The sequence below is a fragment of the Paenibacillus sp. 37 genome (assembly GCF_008386395.1).
Taxonomy (GTDB): Bacteria; Bacillota; Bacilli; order Paenibacillales; family Paenibacillaceae; genus Paenibacillus; species Paenibacillus amylolyticus_B.
This window is the reverse complement of the sequence record NZ_CP043761.1, coordinates 693,313-712,494: the sequence shown is the minus strand read 5'-3', so window position 1 is coordinate 712,494 and position 19,182 is coordinate 693,313. Positions and strand designations below refer to the sequence as shown.

Below are 19,182 nucleotides of genomic sequence, written 5' to 3'. Positions count from 1 at the left end.
CAAGCCCTATAACTCGCCTCTTGTGATCATCTTGATCCGTCCATCTTCCCTGTATTCAACCTGAAAAACATCTGTGCTCGACTCCAGTTCAAATGTGACCATGCCTGGATGATCAGGATTACGGTGAAGTTTATACGCTTGAAGATCCATTTTAAATATTTTTTTAATTATAGGTTCTACTTCTCCTCTAAGAAGAGACTCCTGTATGTTATATAGTTCATGATAATAAGCCTCTATTTCTTCCCAGTCTGCAAAGTCTTGCTCATAATGATTGGCATCCCCAACCGTATAACCCAAGCCCTCTTTTCCTTCGGTCATCTGGACAAAGTAGTTATCTTTAAAGGAAAAGGAGACTGTATCCTTGCCGAGTTCATCATCTTTGCTTCGGCTTGCTCTTACCAGATCAAGATTGGCTTTACCAGACAGAGCCTCAATCGCGTTTCTGGCATCCGCCAGCGCTACCTGGGATATTTGATCAGGTCTCAGGTCGCCTGTGATCGATATAGCCTTGTCCTGTTGCCATACAATCTCCCCATAACCAGTCTCATTCTCTAACGCTAATGTCGTATGCGATATTGGCTCCGACTCCCCTTGCTTCATACTCACATAACGCTGGACTGATACAGGTTTAAGCGTTTGAGTACTGCCTATACTTTGCAATAGTGATGGAACTTGACGCAAATAACGGTGCTCCAACTCACTTGGCTGCATTTCACGTCTCATTCCTACTTCACGCAGATTTCCTGTTGTCGCATCGAGCCATATCTGCGCATATTCCTTCTCACTTTCATGTCCAGCCTCTACATATATTCTGCCGGACACAGGCAAATCTTCCACTTTCGTAATCTTCAGCTGTTTACCGAGATCGTCTCGCATCGTAGTCGCAACATTTCTTTTCATTATGTCGGTTAGCAGATTTGTGTTCAATCCATCGGATAACTGTAACGCTGCTGTCGGATAGACCTGCTCGATCACGGGTTTCACCAGCTGTCCATCATCCCAGATCCATAGGAACAATCCAGCAGCAATAACCAACGCACCCGTGCCGGCAACAAGAGGCCCTCTTCTAGGGCGACGCTTGTGTGACTCGTTGCCTACTTGCGGTCTATACGGCCTGGATGATCTGGAATTGTCCTCTGACCTATCTCCCTTGCTTCCCTCTTCCGACTTCTTCATCCATTCCACCTGTTGAAGCACCTTTCGCTTGTGATCCTCTGTAAAAGGAGACGACGCAAACGGTCCTTTCCGGATTACCTTCTCCCATTGCTCATCCTTGTGTCTCATTTGCTTCGCTCCTCCCATTGTTTTCGTACCTTATCCTTACCTCGGGATAGTCTGGATTTTACTGTGCCTGAGCTGATTTTCAACATCTCAGCAATCTCACTCGTCGTAAGATCATATTTCAAATTCAGCAAAAGAATCTCCCGGAACTTCTTTGGCAACGCCAGAACAATATCCCAGATTTCATGGATATGCTCCTTACGCATCACTTCCATCTCGGCCGAAGGATGTGCAGGCTGCTCTGCAATCATGACTTTTTGGCTCGAACCCCCACGCTCTGTCTCAATGGGTAACGTCTCTCCCCACAGACTGCTACGAAAAAATCTGGATTTTCGATATGTAAAAGTGGTGTTTCTAGTAATCGTCAACAGCCAGGTTTTCAATGAGCAATCTCCACGATAATGAGCGATCCCCGAGTACGCCCGAATAAATACCTCCTGTGACAATTCATCTGCCTGTTCGGCATTTTTGGTCAGAAAATAAGCGTAATTCCACACATCGTTTCCGTAGTCATCCATCATGCTGCTAAGTGTGTAATTGTCTATAGTCTGAGCCTGTGCCAGTAATTGATCATCCAACTGTTGTTCACCTCACTTAATATGACTGAGTCTAATGTGGTTTGGTTCCCTCTTTTGGACATTATTTCTTATTATTGTAGCAAAATAAAAAAACAGCATGTTCAATATCACTGAACACACTGATCCTTCAAGTTTGCTTAGTTAGAAATCTCTATTAGAAAGTTTTTAGGCGAACGCTCCACTTCCTCATTTCTTTCTGCTCTCTGGTCTAACGTATCATTTTCATCGTTATACTTTAACCGCAGCAATCATCAAAAACATAGGTCTCCGATTCTCGTCTCTCATGCCTGGAACCTGTTCGATCATCTCTGGTGATGGTTTGGATTCAGCCACCTTTTGAATAGCAAACCCTGCCTTAATGAGTTCATTTATATGTGTTGCCAGTGTGCGATGATATTTGACCACGTCCTGATTCAGAAAGTTCGCCACACGCTTCCCTTCATCGTGGTAATCATCCACGGGCCAGTGCAGGATCTCACCTTCGGGTCCGTAATGCCAATCCTGCGCAGCGCGAGCGGTGAAGATGGGATGTTCGGAGGATAGTACAAATGTGCCCCCTTCTACGAGACAATCATTGATCTTAGCGTACACCTTGTCTAATCTTTCAATATAATGCAAGGCAAGTGAACTGATCACAACGTCGAATTGTCCCGGTGCAAAATCAATATCTTCAATCGCCAGCTGCTTGTACTCGATCTGTGGATCGTCCGTCATTTCACGAGCGCGCTGAAGCATATTTTCAGACAAATCTACACCGATCACTGAACTCGCTTGTTGTTCACGCGCATACCGGCAATGCCACCCAAAACCACATCCCAGATCCAGCACACGCTTGTCCTTCAAATCAGGCAAAAGAGTCTGCAGTTCATGCCACTCCCCCGCTGCATCCAGCCCTTGAACGGAACGAGCCATCTTACTGTATTTATTAAAAAACTCAGCTTCATCGTATTTATTTTGTTTCATCAAGAGATTCCTCCCGCCTTATAAATATCCACCTACTCTACCACATAAACGATATTTAAACGCAAAAGTTGCCAAGAGAATTCATGGCGTGTTATCATACAGAACGAACGTTCAGTATTATTAAATACAGAATGAACATTCAGTTTACTAACGGAGGTCATTATGAATACGAATTGGACGCATCCATTGGAAGGGCAATCTGTAGGCAAAGCTTTTATAAGCTACCTCGTGCCTTCTGTATTGGGGATGCTGGTAGTTGCTTTTAATTTTATTATCGACGGCATTATGGTAGGACACAAACTGGGTTCTACCGCGATGGCCGGGATCGGCATTGCCTCACCTGTCTACACGCTTTTTGTTGCCATGTCGCTGTGGATTGGTATGGGCGGGGCAACGTTGTACTCCAACGCTATGGGTAGAAAAGATATCACATCAGCCAAACAAATTTTCACCAAATCCATTATGCTGATTATGCTAGTTACGATAGCCATTGGATATACTGCATTTACGTTCAAAGACAAGCTGGTATACTCCCTCGGTGCTAACGCCGAGACTTTCCCGTTTGCTTCGGACTATATGAATATCATGTTATTGTTCGGGTTCGTTTTCACCATTGAGAATGCACTCTCTGTCTTTGTACGAAACGATGGGAATCCCAACACGTCCATGTACGCTCAGATTACGTTTGCTGTGGCCAATATCGTCATTAATTATGTAACATTGTATGTACTCGAATGGGGTGTACGCGGTGTGGCCATCGGTACTATCGTATCGGCTTCTCTTGCGCTGCTTGTCCTGTTCACTCACTTTTTCAAAAAAACAAATAATCTCACGTTCACCCGGTTCAAATGGAACAACAAACTGCTGGCTTCCCTTCTACTCATTGGTTTCCCCAGCTTTCTGGCTGAACTTGGCATGTCGGTCTTCTCTGTCTCTCACAATATCTCCATGGACCGCATTGCGGGTACGGATGGTGTAGCATCCTTTACCGTATTGAACTATATTCATGGTGTGGTACTGTTAGCGTTCCTGGGTCTGGCGTCTGCTGCCCAACCTCTAATCAGCTATTATCACGGTGCCAATCAGATTAAACGGGTACAACAAACGATACGGTTAGCCACCAAAACGGCTCTCGCATCCGGTCTATTGTTATTGCTTGTCGTTCAGATCGGTGCACCTTATTTCGTGCAAATCTTTGGAAACTTCAGTAGTGGCGTAACGGATAATGCCGTTTACGGATTACGTATATTTACATTTGCCTATGTGTTTATGGGTGTTAACTTTGTCATGAGCACCTATTTCCAATCTGTTGGTAATGCCAAAATGGCCATTTGGATCACAGCTGCGCGTGAAATGATCATCATGATTGCGTTGATTGCAGTCCTGCCTTCATTCTTTGGTGTCACGGGTGTCTGGCTTGCCGTACCGCTGTCCGAAATGCTGGTTCTCGCAACCATAGCCCTGTACTATAGAAAACGTTCCCTTACGGAGCGAATCAACGCGTTGCAGTCTGAATAACGTTAACAGATAATATAGTGGTATCAGATAGACGATAAATGGAACGTTGATAAATTGTAGGTAGACTTTATAAATTATCTAACAAAAACCATAAACAAGCCCTGCACGATCCATAAAGATCGGGCAGGGCTTGTTTTTATCCTAAACTAGATGTAAGCAATTAGATACGTATATCAAATCGACCATTGCTATCTGTTGTTGCGTTCGCAATTTCCTTAGGGGTAGCTATGCCCTTTCCATTGGCTGAAGGTTGGGCAGGTGGCGCCTCCTTAGCAACGGCTGTACCGGATCCTTGAGAGCTTTGCTGTGCAATCTGCGCCTCAATCTGCTTGATCTGCTGTTCAAGCTGTTTGGTCTTTGTCTCCTTAGTCTTCTCATCGTCCTTGCTCGATTGTACTTTCTCCAGTTGAGCCTCAAGCTTCGTCTTTTGTTTCTCTAAACTACTTGAATTGTCCGAACTCGAAGATGTCGATATGTATGATGTTGTGGAGCTGGCTGCAGAAGATATATTCATCATGGTCCTCCTCGTTTTTACATGGCTTCACTATACCCCATCCCACTGAAACGTACGTTAAATTCAACTGAAAGGTTGCTGAACGAAGCTATGAGAGTCTGGAATTCAAATAGATGAAATACATATAGCAGCTTTAATCAATAGTCAGTCTAATCATACAGTGTAGGTCCTGGTGCACTCTGATCTGTAAAGTTAGTTGTTTCCCGGTGTAAAATAAAAACAAAAAAGACACACTCGATATCATCAAGTGTGTCTTCCTATTGCTTGGCGGCGTCCTACTCTCCCAGGACCCTGCGGTCCAAGTACCATCGGCGCTAGAGGGCTTAACGGTCGTGTTCGGGATGGGTACGTGTGGAACCCCTCCGCCATCGCCACCAAACGCATAGCTGTGCTTACATTTCAGAGATCGTTCTCTGAAAACTAGATTCGAAACGAAACATGCGAATTATCACTTGCTATTGGATAAGCCCTCGACCGATTAGTACTGGTCAGCTCCATGCATTGCTGCACTTCCACCCCCAGCCTATCTACCTCGTCGTCTTCAAGGGGTCTTACATACTGGGAAATCTCATCTTGAGGGGGGCTTCACGCTTAGATGCTTTCAGCGTTTATCCCGTCCGTACATAGCTACCCAGCGGTGCTCCTGGCGGAACAACTGGTACACCAGCGGTACGTCCATCCCGGTCCTCTCGTACTAAGGACAGCTCCTCTCAAATTTCCTACGCCCACGACAGATAGGGACCGAACTGTCTCACGACGTTCTGAACCCAGCTCGCGTACCGCTTTAATGGGCGAACAGCCCAACCCTTGGGACCTACTTCAGCCCCAGGATGCGATGAGCCGACATCGAGGTGCCAAACCTCCCCGTCGATGTGGACTCTTGGGGGAGATAAGCCTGTTATCCCCAGGGTAGCTTTTATCCGTTGAGCGATGGCCCTTCCATGCGGTACCACCGGATCACTAAGCCCGACTTTCGTCCCTGCTCGACTTGTAGGTCTCGCAGTCAAGCTCCCTTATGCCTTTGCACTCTTCGAATGATTTCCAACCATTCTGAGGGAACCTTTGGGCGCCTCCGTTACTCTTTAGGAGGCGACCGCCCCAGTCAAACTGCCCACCTGACACTGTCCCCGCACCGGATTACGGTACCAGGTTAGAACCTAGATACGATCAGGGTGGTATCCCAACGTTGCCTCCACACAAGCTGGCGCTCATGCTTCAAAGGCTCCCACCTATCCTGTACAGATCGTACCCAAATTCAATATCAAGCTGCAGTAAAGCTCCATGGGGTCTTTCCGTCTTGTCGCGGGTAACCTGCATCTTCACAGGTATTAAAATTTCACCGGATCTCTCGTTGAGACAGCGCCCAAGTCGTTACGCCATTCGTGCGGGTCAGAATTTACCTGACAAGGAATTTCGCTACCTTAGGACCGTTATAGTTACGGCCGCCGTTTACTGGGGCTTCGGTTCACAGCTTCGGGATTACTCCCTAACCACTCCCCTTAACCTTCCAGCACCGGGCAGGCGTCAGCCCGTATACTTCGCCTTACGGCTTCGCACAGACCTGTGTTTTTGCTAAACAGTCGCTTGGGCCTTTTCACTGCGGCCCCCTCGTGCTATTCACACTACCGGGGCACCCCTTCTCCCGAAGTTACGGGGTCATTTTGCCGAGTTCCTTAACGAGAGTTCTTCCGCGCGCCTTAGAATACTCTTCTCGCCTACCTGTGTCGGTTTGCGGTACGGGCACCATCACCTGGCTAGAGGCTTTTCTTGGCAGTGTGAGATCATGACCTTCGCTACTATAATTTTCGCTCCCCATCACAGCTCAGCCTTACAATGTGCGGATTTGCCTACACATCAGCCTTACTGCTTAGACGGACATCCATCAGTCCGCGTCACTACCCTACTGCGTCCCCCCATTGCTCATAACGGCTTACGGTGGTACAGGAATTTCGACCTGTTGTCCTTCGACTACGCCTTTCGGCCTCGCCTTAGGTCCCGACTTACCCTGAGCGGACGAGCCTTCCTCAGGAACCCTTAGGCTTTCGGCGGATCAGATTCTCACTGATCTTTTCGTTACTCATACCGGCATTCTCACTTGTATAATGTCCAGCGCTCCTTACGGTACACCTTCAACCCTTATACAACGCTCCCCTACCCCTGATGCAAAGCATCAAGCCATAGCTTCGGTGGTGTGTTTAGCCCCGTTACATTTTCGGCGCAGAGTCACTCGACCAGTGAGCTATTACGCACTCTTTCAATGGTGGCTGCTTCTAAGCCAACATCCTGGTTGTCTGTGCAACTCCACATCCTTTCCCACTTAACACACACTTGGGGACCTTAGCTGATGGTCTGGGCTGTTTCCCTTTTGACAATGGATCTTAGCACTCACTGTCTGACTCCCGGAAGTAAGTCTATGGCATTCGGAGTTTGACTGAGCTTGGTAACCCTTGCGGGCCCCGCACCCAATCAGTGCTCTACCTCCACGACTCTGTTTTCCGAGGCTAGCCCTAAAGCTATTTCGGGGAGAACCAGCTATCTCCGAGTTCGATTGGAATTTCTCCGCTACCCCCACCTCATCCCCGCATTTTTCAACATGCGTGGGTTCGGGCCTCCAGTGCGTGTTACCGCACCTTCACCCTGGACAGGGGTAGATCACCCGGTTTCGGGTCTACGTCCACGTACTATGTCGCCCTATTCAGACTCGCTTTCGCTGCGGCTCCGGCTCTTCACCTTAACCTTGCACGGGAACGTAACTCGCCGGTTCATTCTACAAAAGGCACGCCATCACCCCTAAAACGGGCTCTGACTTTTTGTAAGCACACGGTTTCAGGTTCTATTTCACTCCCCTTCCGGGGTGCTTTTCACCTTTCCCTCACGGTACTGCTTCACTATCGGTCGCTAGGAAGTATTTAGCCTTGGCAGATGGTCCTGCCGGATTCATACGGGGTTTCACGTGCCCCGCACTACTCGGGATCCGTCTCGGAGGGAACAGACTTTCAACTACAGGGCTTTTACCTTCTTTGGCGGGCCTTTCCAGACCTCTTCGCTTAACCGGTTCCTTTGTAACTCCATGTGAGACGTCCCACAACCCCAAAGAGCAAGCTCTCTGGTTTGGGCTTCTCCGCGTTCGCTCGCCGCTACTGACGGAATCACTATTGTTTTCTCTTCCTCAGGGTACTTAGATGTTTCAGTTCCCCTGGTATGCCTCTACACAACCTATGTATTCAGTTGTGAGTAACTGGAAATTACCCCAGCTGGGTTTCCCCATTCGGACACCCCCGGATCAAAGCTTGCTTACAGCTCCCCGAGGCAGTTTCGTTGTTCGCCACGTCCTTCATCGGCTCCTAGCGCCTAGGCATCCTCCGTGTGCTCTTAGTAGCTTAACCATTGCGCTCGTGTTCGAGCTGTCGCTTCCCTTGTTTTGGACTACGTCCAAAGCCAAAAGTCACTCCATTTCGATCACTCGCTCCAGCAATCTACCTTATAAACACTTCACTTGTTTACACAAGATCAGCTTAAAGGAATGTTCTAATTCGCGTTTGTTTCGTTTCGATATCTAGTTTTCAAAGAACAAGCTCCATGCAAAAGCAAGCTGTTTTGAGAGTTTGAGCTCTCAAAACTGAGCAACGAGTGAGTGTTTTGCAGCTAAGCTGCATATTTGAATGTTTCCACTCGGGAAACGATTCTCCATAGAAAGGAGGTGATCCAGCCGCACCTTCCGATACGGCTACCTTGTTACGACTTCACCCCAATCATCTATCCCACCTTCGGCGGCTGGCTCCTTGCGGTTACCCCACCGACTTCGGGTGTTATAAACTCTCGTGGTGTGACGGGCGGTGTGTACAAGACCCGGGAACGTATTCACCGCGGCATGCTGATCCGCGATTACTAGCAATTCCGACTTCATGCAGGCGAGTTGCAGCCTGCAATCCGAACTGAGACCGGCTTTGTTGGGATTGGCTCCATCTCGCGATTTCGCAGCCCGTTGTACCGGCCATTGTAGTACGTGTGTAGCCCAGGTCATAAGGGGCATGATGATTTGACGTCATCCCCACCTTCCTCCGGTTTGTCACCGGCAGTCTATCTAGAGTGCCCACCCGAAGTGCTGGCAACTAAATATAAGGGTTGCGCTCGTTGCGGGACTTAACCCAACATCTCACGACACGAGCTGACGACAACCATGCACCACCTGTCTCCTCTGTCCCGAAGGAAAGATACATCTCTGTACCGATCAGAGGGATGTCAAGACCTGGTAAGGTTCTTCGCGTTGCTTCGAATTAAACCACATACTCCACTGCTTGTGCGGGTCCCCGTCAATTCCTTTGAGTTTCAGTCTTGCGACCGTACTCCCCAGGCGGAGTGCTTAATGTGTTAACTTCGGCACCAAGGGTATCGAAACCCCTAACACCTAGCACTCATCGTTTACGGCGTGGACTACCAGGGTATCTAATCCTGTTTGCTCCCCACGCTTTCGCGCCTCAGCGTCAGTTACAGCCCAGAGAGTCGCCTTCGCCACTGGTGTTCCTCCACATATCTACGCATTTCACCGCTACACGTGGAATTCCACTCTCCTCTTCTGCACTCAAGTCACCCAGTTTCCAGTGCGATCCGGGGTTGAGCCCCGGGATTAAACACCAGACTTAAATGACCGCCTGCGCGCGCTTTACGCCCAATAATTCCGGACAACGCTTGCCCCCTACGTATTACCGCGGCTGCTGGCACGTAGTTAGCCGGGGCTTTCTTCTCAGGTACCGTCACCTTGAGAGCAGTTACTCTCCCAAGCGTTCTTCCCTGGCAACAGAGCTTTACGATCCGAAAACCTTCATCACTCACGCGGCATTGCTCCGTCAGGCTTTCGCCCATTGCGGAAGATTCCCTACTGCTGCCTCCCGTAGGAGTCTGGGCCGTGTCTCAGTCCCAGTGTGGCCGATCACCCTCTCAGGTCGGCTACGCATCGTCGCCTTGGTGAGCCGTTACCTCACCAACTAGCTAATGCGCCGCAGGCCCATCCCCAAGTGACAGATTGCTCCGTCTTTCCAGTTTCCTTCAGGCGAAGAAAACAATTATTCGGTATTAGCTACCGTTTCCGGTAGTTGTCCCAAACTTGAGGGCAGGTTGCCTACGTGTTACTCACCCGTCCGCCGCTAAGTATCAAGGAAGCAAGCTTCCTATCAACTCCGCTCGACTTGCATGTATTAGGCATGCCGCCAGCGTTCGTCCTGAGCCAGGATCAAACTCTCCAATAAAGTATTGAAAAGAGCGATAAGCTCATTTTGAATCTGACGAGATTAAAAATCTCATTTGTGCTCCAGTCGATCCAAGCCAAGGCTTGTTTCCAACTTTCGCGTTCATTCTGCAAGCAGAATGTTTACTCACTCGTTGTTCAGTTTTCAAAGATCAAACTTGTTTCGTTACCGAATGTTTTTCTCTTCAGCAACTCTTATATAATATCATGTCCGAACCAACTTTGCAAGCTCTTTTTTTAAGTTTCTTTCGAAGCTTATTTCAACCGCTTGCCGCACCGTGTATCTCGTGTTTTTTTGGCCGGAAATAGAATATACCATGTAGAACACACACTTGTAAAGAGTTAATTTCAAAACATATCAAAACCACGATCTAACCATATTAAGGATCTTCAACCTACCATAACTCTTAATCAATTGTATTATCCTGCAGCTTAATCTTATTTATTCAATCTGTCTTTCTTCTATATATAAGAAGGCAACCCTCTCAACTCTCATATTCGAGACGAAAGGGTTACCTTCTATAGTAATCTATATTTATCTCCGTTCTACTTTATATCCTTTATCCTCAAGCAGTTTCACGATGCCGTGATCGCCCAGGTAGTGTGCCGCACCAACAACAATGAAATATTCCTCGCCTTTGCCGTTTTTCAAGTAACCATCAATTTTGTCCGCCATACCAATGTTACGATCAACCAGCATTGCTTTGTTATATTCCTCATTAGTGGAGAAGCTGTTTGTCAGTTCAAGTAATTGCTCGTCATTACCCGTTTTCCACATCTCAGCCATTTCTTTCACACTGTTATCCAATACGTCGAAGTTTTCGATTGTCGCTTTAAGTGTTTCCTCTTGTGTTTCTTTGGAAAAGTCGTTAAACATGCCAAGTTGAGATTGATAACTCTCCAACTCAATAACTGGAAGTTTGCGCTCGATCGCTTTCTGGATGAAATACAGATCCACTCCTGCTGACGCTTCGTATCCTGCCGTTGTGGACTTCAAACTTGCAAGTGTGCTCTCTACTACCCAAGGCTTAAACGCATCCAAGGCGTTAGACTCGAGACCATTTTTCTTCAATACATCACCCAGCTTAGTATACGTTTCACTGGAAATGTGGTCTTTCAGTGTTGTTCCATCCTGATACGAACCCAGACTTAGAACCAGCTTTTGCTGCTCTTCATCAGCGGCTTTGCTAATATCAATCTCCACCCCGAGATAGTCAGCTTCCGCAAAGGCTTCTTCAAACTCCGGACGTAATGGATAAAAGCTCTCATCAGCAATATGCATGGACCCTACCAGATAGACCGTGTTGCCATTGCTTTCAACTTCCCACATGAAGCCACGTCCACCGGTTTGCGCAGTTTCAGTTGCTCCCCCTTTGGATACCAACAGCACGGTGCGCGTTGCAGCATCCCAGCGAACTTCATAACCTGCAGCATCACCGACGATGCGGATTGGCGCATACGTTACACCGTTGATCCGTGTAAGCTTGCTTTTGAGTGTAATCGTTTTGCCATCTACTACAGCCGTGATCGTATCATCTGTCGCAGTTGTTAGCTTCACGTCCATAGCATCCAGCGTAGTCCGCAGTGGAACTAATGTTGTACCTTTCTCCAGGATCGGTGCTCCTGTAGCATATTTCACCGCATGATCATTGACCTTGACGGAAGTTCCCTGAGGAGCTGCCATTGCCGGTACCGCAGATGCGAGCAAACCTACCGAGATTGTAAGAGATAATAGCGTGCGTTTCCAATTCTTCATATTATGTATTCTCCTTTATTGAATATAGTTGCCAATCATTTTGATAGAATGGACATACTTAGATACTACGGATAAAGGTGGAAATGGTGCCACCCATCTTTAGAGTAGCACCTGTTTTTTGTTTATTTTTTCATTACTTTTTGCTGCCAGCCATCCAGAGACCTACAGCTGCAAAAATAGCTCCAGCTCCCATCATCGCCCCTTGAACTGCGTCCTTCACTACAGAACCTTCTCCACTTATGACTGATGCTAACAACAGAACAACTACTCCTGTGCTCATTAACTTATAAGACTTTGTATTTAATTGATTAATCATATTTAATCCCCTCCACATATGTGCTTTGTCTTTTATAGTTGTAATGGATCAATGTAAGAAACCTATATTTCCATTAAAAAATCAATGCGTAGCGTCGTCGTAGAACTGAATAAACTATATTAGATCTTATAAGCCTTCATGGCCTTAAACAATTCCTTAAAGGTCGGACGTTTACCGTACATCAGCACACCTGTGCGATAGATTTTGGCTGCAAGCCATCCGAAGATGATAATGGATACAATGAGAATCGCTAAGGACGTTAGAATCTCCCAAGTTGGCGCAACTCCTGCGCCAATTCGCACCAGAATCGCGGTCGGCGACGTGAATGGGATGAAGCTTGCGATTTTCAACAACAGAATGTTCGGCGTAGAAATACTGAAGATCGCAATATAGAAGGAAACAAGCGACAACATCGTAATCGGCAGAACAGCCTGACCCAGTTCTTCCGTACGGCTTACCATTGAGCCAATGGCAGCGAACAACACGGCATACAGGAAGTAACCCAGAATGTAGAATATGAGTCCATACACAATAACTGCAATATTCACATCACTTACATTCATATTGAAGTCACCTAATACTGCACGGTTATGCGGCAGCAAGATATTTCCGGCAACCACCGCTCCGAAGATCCCGATTTGCAGCATCCCCACCATGAAAATCCCGATGATTTTACCAAACATCTGACTGAGCGGGGATACACTCGTAATGAGAATCTCCATAATACGCGAGCTCTTCTCAGCTGTGATCTCAGAGGCAATCATGTTACCTGTCATCATCGTTGAGGTAAACAGCAGGATGATCAGCAAGTACACCACAATATAATTAATCGGGCTCATTGCACCTTCAGACTCAGTACCTGCTCCGCTCTCATCCGTACTCAAACTTTGCTCGGTGAGCTTCACAGGTGTTGTAATCAGTTCCTTCTGCTCCGCTGTGAGTACATCCTTCACAACCACATCCAGCTTCACACTTTGCAAAGCAGCTTCAATGGATGCAATGATCTGAGGTGATACGTCTTCTGCTGAATATAGAATGGGCTGCGGGAACTCTTGCCCGGAAACAGCTTCAAACTTCAGATAACCATCGGTAAGTCCTTCTTCCACATCCGCCGCAAGAGCAGCTTCATCTTTGTCACCACTGGCAATGAATCGATAGGCCTGATCTCCTTGAGCCGCAGAGAAGCTCTCCAGTTTCTCCGAAACTTCAGGCTGCCCTGTACTCAGAAGACCGATATTTACAGGATTGCTGCTGGAAGCTCCGCCAATGGGACCCCCGTTGAATAAAGTAATGAAATACGGAACATTGAGTCCGATTGAAATTAAAAGTGCAAGTACAATGGTCGTTACCATGAATGATTTCGTTTTAACTTTGTTTTTGAATGTAAAACCCGTAATCGTTCCCATTTTATTCATTCGACTCACCTACCTCACGAATAAAGATTTGGTTAAGCGTTGGTTCCTTCAGTTCAAAGTGTTCCACTGTCGTCTGAGTCATGGCTGTTCTCAGAATCTCTTGAGCCGCTTCCACCTGACTAATATGTATCAGGTACCCACGCTCATTCCGCTCGACTTTCTTCACACCAGACAATTGCTCGAGTCCTTCCACACTACCAATCGTACCCAGGAATACCTGTTCACGCGGATACCGGCTTTTGATCTCCTTGATCTCTCCTTGTACCACCGTGTTGGAACGATGCAGAATGGTAATCTGACGACACAACTCCTCAACGTGCTCCATACGGTGTGTTGAGAACAGAATGGCCGTGCCTTCGTCACGCAATTCTTTGACGGTGGACTTGAGTAATTCCACGTTCACAGGATCCAGTCCACTGAACGCTTCATCCAGAATGAGAATCTGCGGTCTATGCACTACGGCTGCGATAAAGCCCATTTTCTGCTGATTACCTTTGGATAACTCCTCGATCTTCTTATCGTAATACTCAGGTACCTCAAACCGATTCAGCCAGTACTTGAGACTCTGATCTGCGTCCTTACCATTCATGCCACGAAGCCGTGCCAGATAATTGATCTGTTCACTGACTTTCACCTTCGGGTACAATCCACGTTCTTCCGGAAGATAACCCATAATCTGTTGAAGCTCCGTGCTATAAGGCTTGCCATTGTACTGGATATTCCCTCCATCAGGGTGAATCAGTCCAAGCACCATACGCATTGTTGTTGTTTTACCTGCACCATTGGCACCGAGCAGTCCGTAAATCTCCCCCTCTTTTACATTGAGCGTGACTCCATTAACGGCTGTTTTGTCTGCATATTGCTTGACGACTTGCTTCAATTCCAATCGGTTCATCATTTATCGTCTCCCTTCGGTTATTTCCACTGTACGGGTGCATACCCGGCAATCCAGAATGCCAGCACTTCATCCAATTCCAAGTTACGGATTTTCAATACCCGGTTATTGGACAGCTCCAGCCTCTCCTGCGCCTCGCTGACCCGGGTTGTAATTACGCGAACCAGACCTCCCTCTTCCAAAGAAGATTCCACAACACCAGGAATACTTTCTGGCCTTAAATCTCCTTCATACCAGACTTCTTTCCACTGATCGAGCACCATATCTTTCTCGGCCATCCCCAGTGACTGACCACGGTGCATCAATACGATGTAATCCGCAAGTCTTTTGACTTCGTCTGCAATATGTGTGGCAATCAGAATCGTGGTGTCTCCCCCCGCCATGAAGGTACGGAACTGCTCAACCATCACTTTCCAGGCAAAGGGGTCCAGTCCTGATGAAGGCTCATCCAAAAGCAATAGTCTTGGGCGAGCTGCAATTGCAGCTGCAATCTCAAATTTTCGCCGTTCTCCCTTTGACATCTTGTTCAGCTTCACATCAATAGGTACTTCCATATCCTGAATCAGTTGGTCGAACAACTTCATATCCCAACGTGGGTACCAGTACGCCCGGAAATGAGCTGCTTCCTGTGCTGTTATCCGGTTCTCTTCTGAACCAGCGTTATCTGCTACAAAACCAATCTGTTGTCTCAGTTCAATGGGAAGTGGCCCATCATGTTCCTGACCAAACCATATAATCTGCCCAGCATCTGGCAGCACCACTTGCTGTAACATGTTAAGAAGGGTGCTTTTGCCTGAACCGTTGTGACCGAGAATAGCGACTATATACCCTTCGGGGATGGTCAGATCAATTGGGCCAATAACTCTGCGTTTTCGCATTTTGGATACGCCGTTCAACTGGATTGCTATGGGTTCCACGTATGAATCACTCCCTTACTTCACGTAAATAGCCTTCAGGACTTCCCGGAACAGCCTCTCCATCTCTTCTTCCGTACAGCCTACCGATTTCCCGGACTGTACCGCTGCCTGCATCGCTTCCTGTGCAGCCTTTAATCTATAATTTTCTCTGTCACCGGCTTCTACCTGGGCCACAAATGTACCTGTCCCCTGCTTCGTACGAAGCAAGCCTTCATTCTCCAGATCCTGATAGACCCGTCTAACCGTAATAACACTGCAATTCAGTGCGCCGGCGAACTCACGAATGGACGGCAAATGTGTTCCCTCCCCCAACTGACCCGTAATTATCAACGATCTTAACTGATTTTCAATTTGGTGGTATAAAGGTTCAGCGCTATTTTCATTAATTTGAATGGGTATTTTCACATCTTGCACCTCGCCCTCCGGTACACTCCAGTCTGTTACCTGACCGTGCCGGTTTCATCCTGTATTCGTACATAAGCTCAATTCTCATTTTAATTCAAATCCCGATGAACCAACTTCTTCAGCGTAAAACGACTAAACAGCCATAATACCGCTACACCAGTCACCAGAGAAATCCACATGATCGGGGAAAGCAGCCCCCATGATTTACTTGCATCCATCACCATTCGAAAGCCGTAACTGCCTGACATTCGAATCAATAAGGATATGCCAATCGCAATGGGTACAAAAAGTGTACTTAGAACCAAGTATTTCTTGCCACTGTTCAGAAACTCTCCATAAATATATAATCCCGTTACCAAAAGTCCATAACCTGTGCAGGTCAAGCTAAAAGCCAGATATTGATCCCATCGGAATCCTTCGGTATGAAGGTTAACCACGTATAACGATCCGTAGAAAAAGATCCCATTGTACGTAAACGCCATCAGAGACTGCTGTAGCCTGGACCACATCACCACTTGTTCAGGGATCGGAATTCTTCGATAGTAGGCCAACATCTGCGTATAGGAATCCTCCTGTATGTAACGGAAGGAGCGCCTGCAGAACATGAACCCTTGAAATGGTAACATGATCAAAAAGAAGGAATCCACTACAGGATTAATGAAATCTGTCTGTTGTTGTCCCAATAACATCACACCGCTCATGCCGCCAGTGTATATCATGAATATTGCAGACCATAGCCATTGGAGCTTATCCTTACTCGTCTGGTTGCGGGTCAACCACCACGCCTGCTTCCATTCGTTCATATGCATGCCTGCCTTTCACCTGTCATTCACTCATCTTGCGCACTGTGATCACTGTGTTTACTGTATATATCAATATACACAGTATACAGACCAAATTCTGATCCCGTCAACCCCTAATTTTCCTGAATCAGGAAGACGGGATGGGACACAGTACGAATTTACGTTAAAATAAATTAGAGTAATGAATCAAAGAAAGGAAGGTTACAGCTATGGATTGGCTGGTAGAGATCGGATTTGTCCTCCTTTTCCTTATCGTTGTAATATGGTTGGTCCTCCGGGTTGAGCCTCATCGTCATTCTGCCAAAAAAGGCAGACACCGCATCCGCCGTAACAACGGTTATACCGACTCTGCTTCGGGATATCCGGTCATTATGGGAGATGACTCCTACGATCGACATTCCAGGCACACACCGGATCACCAACATCTTGAGTCGGATTCTTCATCAGACACAGGTAGCAGCAATGACAGCAGTGGGGATAGTGGCGGCGGAGACAGTGGGGGTGGCGGGGATTAAACATCATTCCCCAATCACAAAAGAAGGGCTGTACCCATTATTGTGTAAACACAATTCGGGTACAGCCCTTTGCCGCTCTCTAGCACCTGTTAGAAGAAGAGGCCTTACGCTTAAACGAGGTTATAGCCACTAGGCAGACTGCGGTTGGCGCGGATCGCACGAATCTCGGCCAGAGTCAGCCGCTCATTCGTGGAGATCAGGGATTCCACATCATTGCCACGGATCAGATCATCCAAATCTCTCAAGTTGGTGTTGCCTCGGAAGACACGGAATCCACCTTGAAAGTTAGGACGCGTAAACACAACCAGTGTTGCATTGGAACTTGTTGAGAAAAAGCGCAGGCTCTCCACCCCATCCAAAATATTGTCCAGGTTGCGGAGCCCCGTATTGCCACGATAGATGCGGCTTCTCCCTCTGTAGTTCTCTTCTGAATACACGGTAAGACGTGGATACGTTTGACTGACATTGACTGTTTTTTTCATTTTGTTTCCCCCTCTCGAACTCATTCTATGAATGAATGAGAGAGGAAGCGTGGACGAATCATCTACTAGATTCGTCCATTTTCATATTTTTAGAAGGTTATAGTGATGCACGCCCGAGTAGCCGGAGGTTATATCTCTACTTTTATACGCCGAGGATAACTTCCCATACCGGACGTGTATGACCACCAGGATATAAGAGATATAAAAGAACATACACAACAACACCTGTTAGCGCTGACCCGAACCAGATCATGGACGTGAACTTGCCCCAGCGACGATGTGTTCCGAACTTCTTTTTGAACCCCAGCACCAGTGTGGAGATGCCGAATATCGCTGCCACGGTAGCGAGGATAATATGAAAGATCAGAAATATCCGATAAAAGATCTCCAGATCCGGGTCCCCGCCCCAAGCTGTATTGCCCACGAACACTGTACGAGACATATAGATCACAAAGAAGATTAGAGCTGCAATCGCACCTGCTACCATGGCGGACTGATGAGCCTCACGTTTACCCTGAATAATCAGTACCCATCCAATTCCCACCAGTACTGCACTAATCACAATGAAAGAAGTACTGATCGTTGGTAGCCAAAAATACATATCCATCGTGTGTTCCCCCTCTTGTCAGAACATTACTTCATTATTTGGCAGCCGGATTGAGCGGCCCCCCTGCGCCCCCTGCAGGATACGAGTCATCATCATCTTCCTGCTTCTCTTTCCGATACCATTGGAAAAAGACATAGGCCAGCATGGAGGCAAAGATTCCTTCCTGAATAAACTTCATTACAATGCCACCGACCTGCTGATCTTCTTTCGCAGAAGACAGGAAGTTAAAGAACGCAGGCCCACCGAATGAGCGAAGTAATGCCGTAGAATCTCCAGACACACAATACCGCATGGCTTCAGCCCATACGGCCGGGTTGCTGTACGTCTGATACAACGGCTCGGCCGCAAAAATAATCAATCCACACGCAGGGGTGAGCAGTACCATATTCAGAAAAATAAAACCGATCTTGGATAACCCCGATGCTTGTCTGCCTTCTGGCAATGGATTTAGCAATGTCCACCACATGAGCATCGAGGTGATGAACAATGCAATATAATACAACCGGTGAACGGTAAAATTCAGCATGACGTAATCATGTACAATCGGTAGGTGATACAGCGAGAACAGCCCGTTAAAGAGCACTGCCGCAACGATTGGATGAGCCAGGAACGATAGTTGGCGTGTAGGCAACCAGCGTACGATTCTGCGCCATACCCAGATCGGCAAACCTTTCATCATCAGCGGCGGGGCTACCAGATAGGAGAACGCCATGCTCACCATGTGGAAGCTAAACATCACGTGACCAAGCAAATTAAATGGTCCAGCTTGAGCCAGATACAGGACAAACAGCCCCGTAATAAACATGATTTTCTGCGCAGCAGTCGCAGATTCTGCATCCTTTATTTGCTCGCTTAACGGTCCCACAAGCACCAAATAAGCCGCAGCAATGATCAGAAATAAAGCCAATATAAGCGGACTCCATAAATCGTTGAAACTAAAATATTGCAACCCGAGCATACGGGAAACCTCCC

At 47.2% G+C, this 19,182-nt stretch carries 16 protein-coding genes and 3 rRNA genes; 2 read left to right on the top strand and 17 right to left on the bottom strand.

All coding sequences use genetic code 11. From position 1 onward, the window contains the following. Positions 1-6: 6 nt before the first annotated feature. The 3 genes from F0220_RS03325 to F0220_RS03315 form a co-directional block, all read right to left on the bottom strand. Positions 7-1,284: a hypothetical protein gene (locus tag F0220_RS03325; RefSeq protein WP_105602415.1), complete on the bottom strand. Its 1,278-nt coding sequence runs from the start codon at positions 1,282-1,284 to the stop codon at positions 7-9. Continuing rightward, positions 1,281-1,859: an RNA polymerase sigma factor gene (locus tag F0220_RS03320; RefSeq protein ID WP_105602417.1), complete on the bottom strand. Its 579-nt coding sequence runs from the start codon at positions 1,857-1,859 to the stop codon at positions 1,281-1,283. The genes F0220_RS03325 and F0220_RS03320 overlap by 4 nt, the downstream gene beginning before the upstream one ends. A 228-nt stretch (positions 1,860-2,087) precedes the next feature. Next, positions 2,088-2,822 (bottom strand): class I SAM-dependent methyltransferase, encoded by a 735-nt coding sequence (locus F0220_RS03315; RefSeq protein ID WP_105602418.1) that lies wholly within the window; start codon positions 2,820-2,822, stop codon positions 2,088-2,090. Between the two features lie 162 nt (positions 2,823-2,984). On the opposite strand from F0220_RS03315, the gene F0220_RS03310 reads away from it, so the two are divergent. After that, positions 2,985-4,340 (top strand): MATE family efflux transporter, encoded by a 1,356-nt coding sequence (locus F0220_RS03310; RefSeq protein WP_105602420.1) that lies wholly within the window; start codon positions 2,985-2,987, stop codon positions 4,338-4,340. A gap of 160 nt (positions 4,341-4,500) precedes the next feature. Here F0220_RS03310 and F0220_RS03305 read toward each other — a convergent pair whose 3' ends face one another. From F0220_RS03305 to F0220_RS03255, 11 genes are all read right to left on the bottom strand, one after another. Then, entirely contained in the window at positions 4,501-4,854 is a 354-nt protein-coding gene (locus tag F0220_RS03305) for a FlxA-like family protein (protein ID WP_105602421.1), read from the bottom strand. A gap of 262 nt (positions 4,855-5,116) precedes the next feature. Then, positions 5,117-5,233 (bottom strand): 5S ribosomal RNA (gene rrf, locus F0220_RS03300). A gap of 79 nt (positions 5,234-5,312) precedes the next feature. Beyond that, positions 5,313-8,240 (bottom strand): 23S ribosomal RNA (locus F0220_RS03295). A gap of 307 nt (positions 8,241-8,547) precedes the next feature. Then, a 16S ribosomal RNA gene (locus tag F0220_RS03290) occupies positions 8,548-10,100 on the bottom strand. Together the 16S, 23S and 5S rRNA genes form the textbook arrangement of a ribosomal RNA operon. A 534-nt stretch (positions 10,101-10,634) precedes the next feature. Continuing rightward, a complete protein-coding gene (locus F0220_RS03285; protein WP_105601390.1) occupies positions 10,635-11,855 on the bottom strand; it encodes a TraB/GumN family protein in 1,221 nt (406 codons plus the stop codon). Positions 11,856-11,988: 133 nt separating this feature from the next. Continuing rightward, positions 11,989-12,171 (bottom strand): hypothetical protein, encoded by a 183-nt coding sequence (locus F0220_RS03280; RefSeq protein WP_091018649.1) that lies wholly within the window; start codon positions 12,169-12,171, stop codon positions 11,989-11,991. A gap of 119 nt (positions 12,172-12,290) precedes the next feature. Then, positions 12,291-13,586, bottom strand: coding sequence for an ABC transporter permease (locus F0220_RS03275; protein ID WP_105601392.1), 1,296 nt, complete (start codon positions 13,584-13,586; stop codon positions 12,291-12,293). Further along, a complete protein-coding gene (locus tag F0220_RS03270; RefSeq protein ID WP_105601633.1) occupies positions 13,579-14,481 on the bottom strand; it encodes an ABC transporter ATP-binding protein in 903 nt (300 codons plus the stop codon). Before F0220_RS03270 ends, F0220_RS03275 begins: the two co-directional genes overlap by 8 nt. Positions 14,482-14,501: 20 nt before the next feature. Beyond that, complete coding sequence (locus F0220_RS03265) at positions 14,502-15,398, bottom strand: ATP-binding cassette domain-containing protein (RefSeq protein WP_091018646.1); 897 nt, start codon at positions 15,396-15,398, stop codon at positions 14,502-14,504. Positions 15,399-15,413: 15 nt separating this feature from the next. After that, complete coding sequence (locus F0220_RS03260; protein ID WP_105601635.1) at positions 15,414-15,803, bottom strand: GntR family transcriptional regulator; 390 nt, start codon at positions 15,801-15,803, stop codon at positions 15,414-15,416. 89 nt (positions 15,804-15,892) lie between these two features. Then, positions 15,893-16,606, bottom strand: coding sequence for a hypothetical protein (locus F0220_RS03255; protein ID WP_146117125.1), 714 nt, complete (start codon positions 16,604-16,606; stop codon positions 15,893-15,895). 209 nt (positions 16,607-16,815) lie between these two features. On the opposite strand from F0220_RS03255, the gene F0220_RS03250 reads away from it, so the two are divergent. Further along, positions 16,816-17,121: a hypothetical protein gene (locus F0220_RS03250; protein ID WP_105601395.1), complete on the top strand. Its 306-nt coding sequence runs from the start codon at positions 16,816-16,818 to the stop codon at positions 17,119-17,121. A 110-nt stretch (positions 17,122-17,231) separates the two neighbouring features. On the opposite strand, the gene F0220_RS03245 is transcribed toward F0220_RS03250, so the two are convergent. From F0220_RS03245 to ctaG, 3 genes are all read right to left on the bottom strand, one after another. Beyond that, positions 17,232-17,603 carry a hypothetical protein gene (locus F0220_RS03245; protein ID WP_105601396.1) on the bottom strand — a complete coding sequence of 124 codons (372 nt, stop codon included), beginning with the start codon at positions 17,601-17,603 and terminating at the stop codon, positions 17,232-17,234. A 142-nt stretch (positions 17,604-17,745) separates the two neighbouring features. Next, entirely contained in the window at positions 17,746-18,210 is a 465-nt protein-coding gene (locus tag F0220_RS03240; RefSeq protein ID WP_105601398.1) for a DUF420 domain-containing protein, read from the bottom strand. A 34-nt stretch (positions 18,211-18,244) separates the two neighbouring features. Next, complete coding sequence (gene ctaG / locus F0220_RS03235; RefSeq protein WP_105601400.1) at positions 18,245-19,168, bottom strand: cytochrome c oxidase assembly factor CtaG; 924 nt, start codon at positions 19,166-19,168, stop codon at positions 18,245-18,247. Positions 19,169-19,182 lie beyond the last annotated feature (14 nt).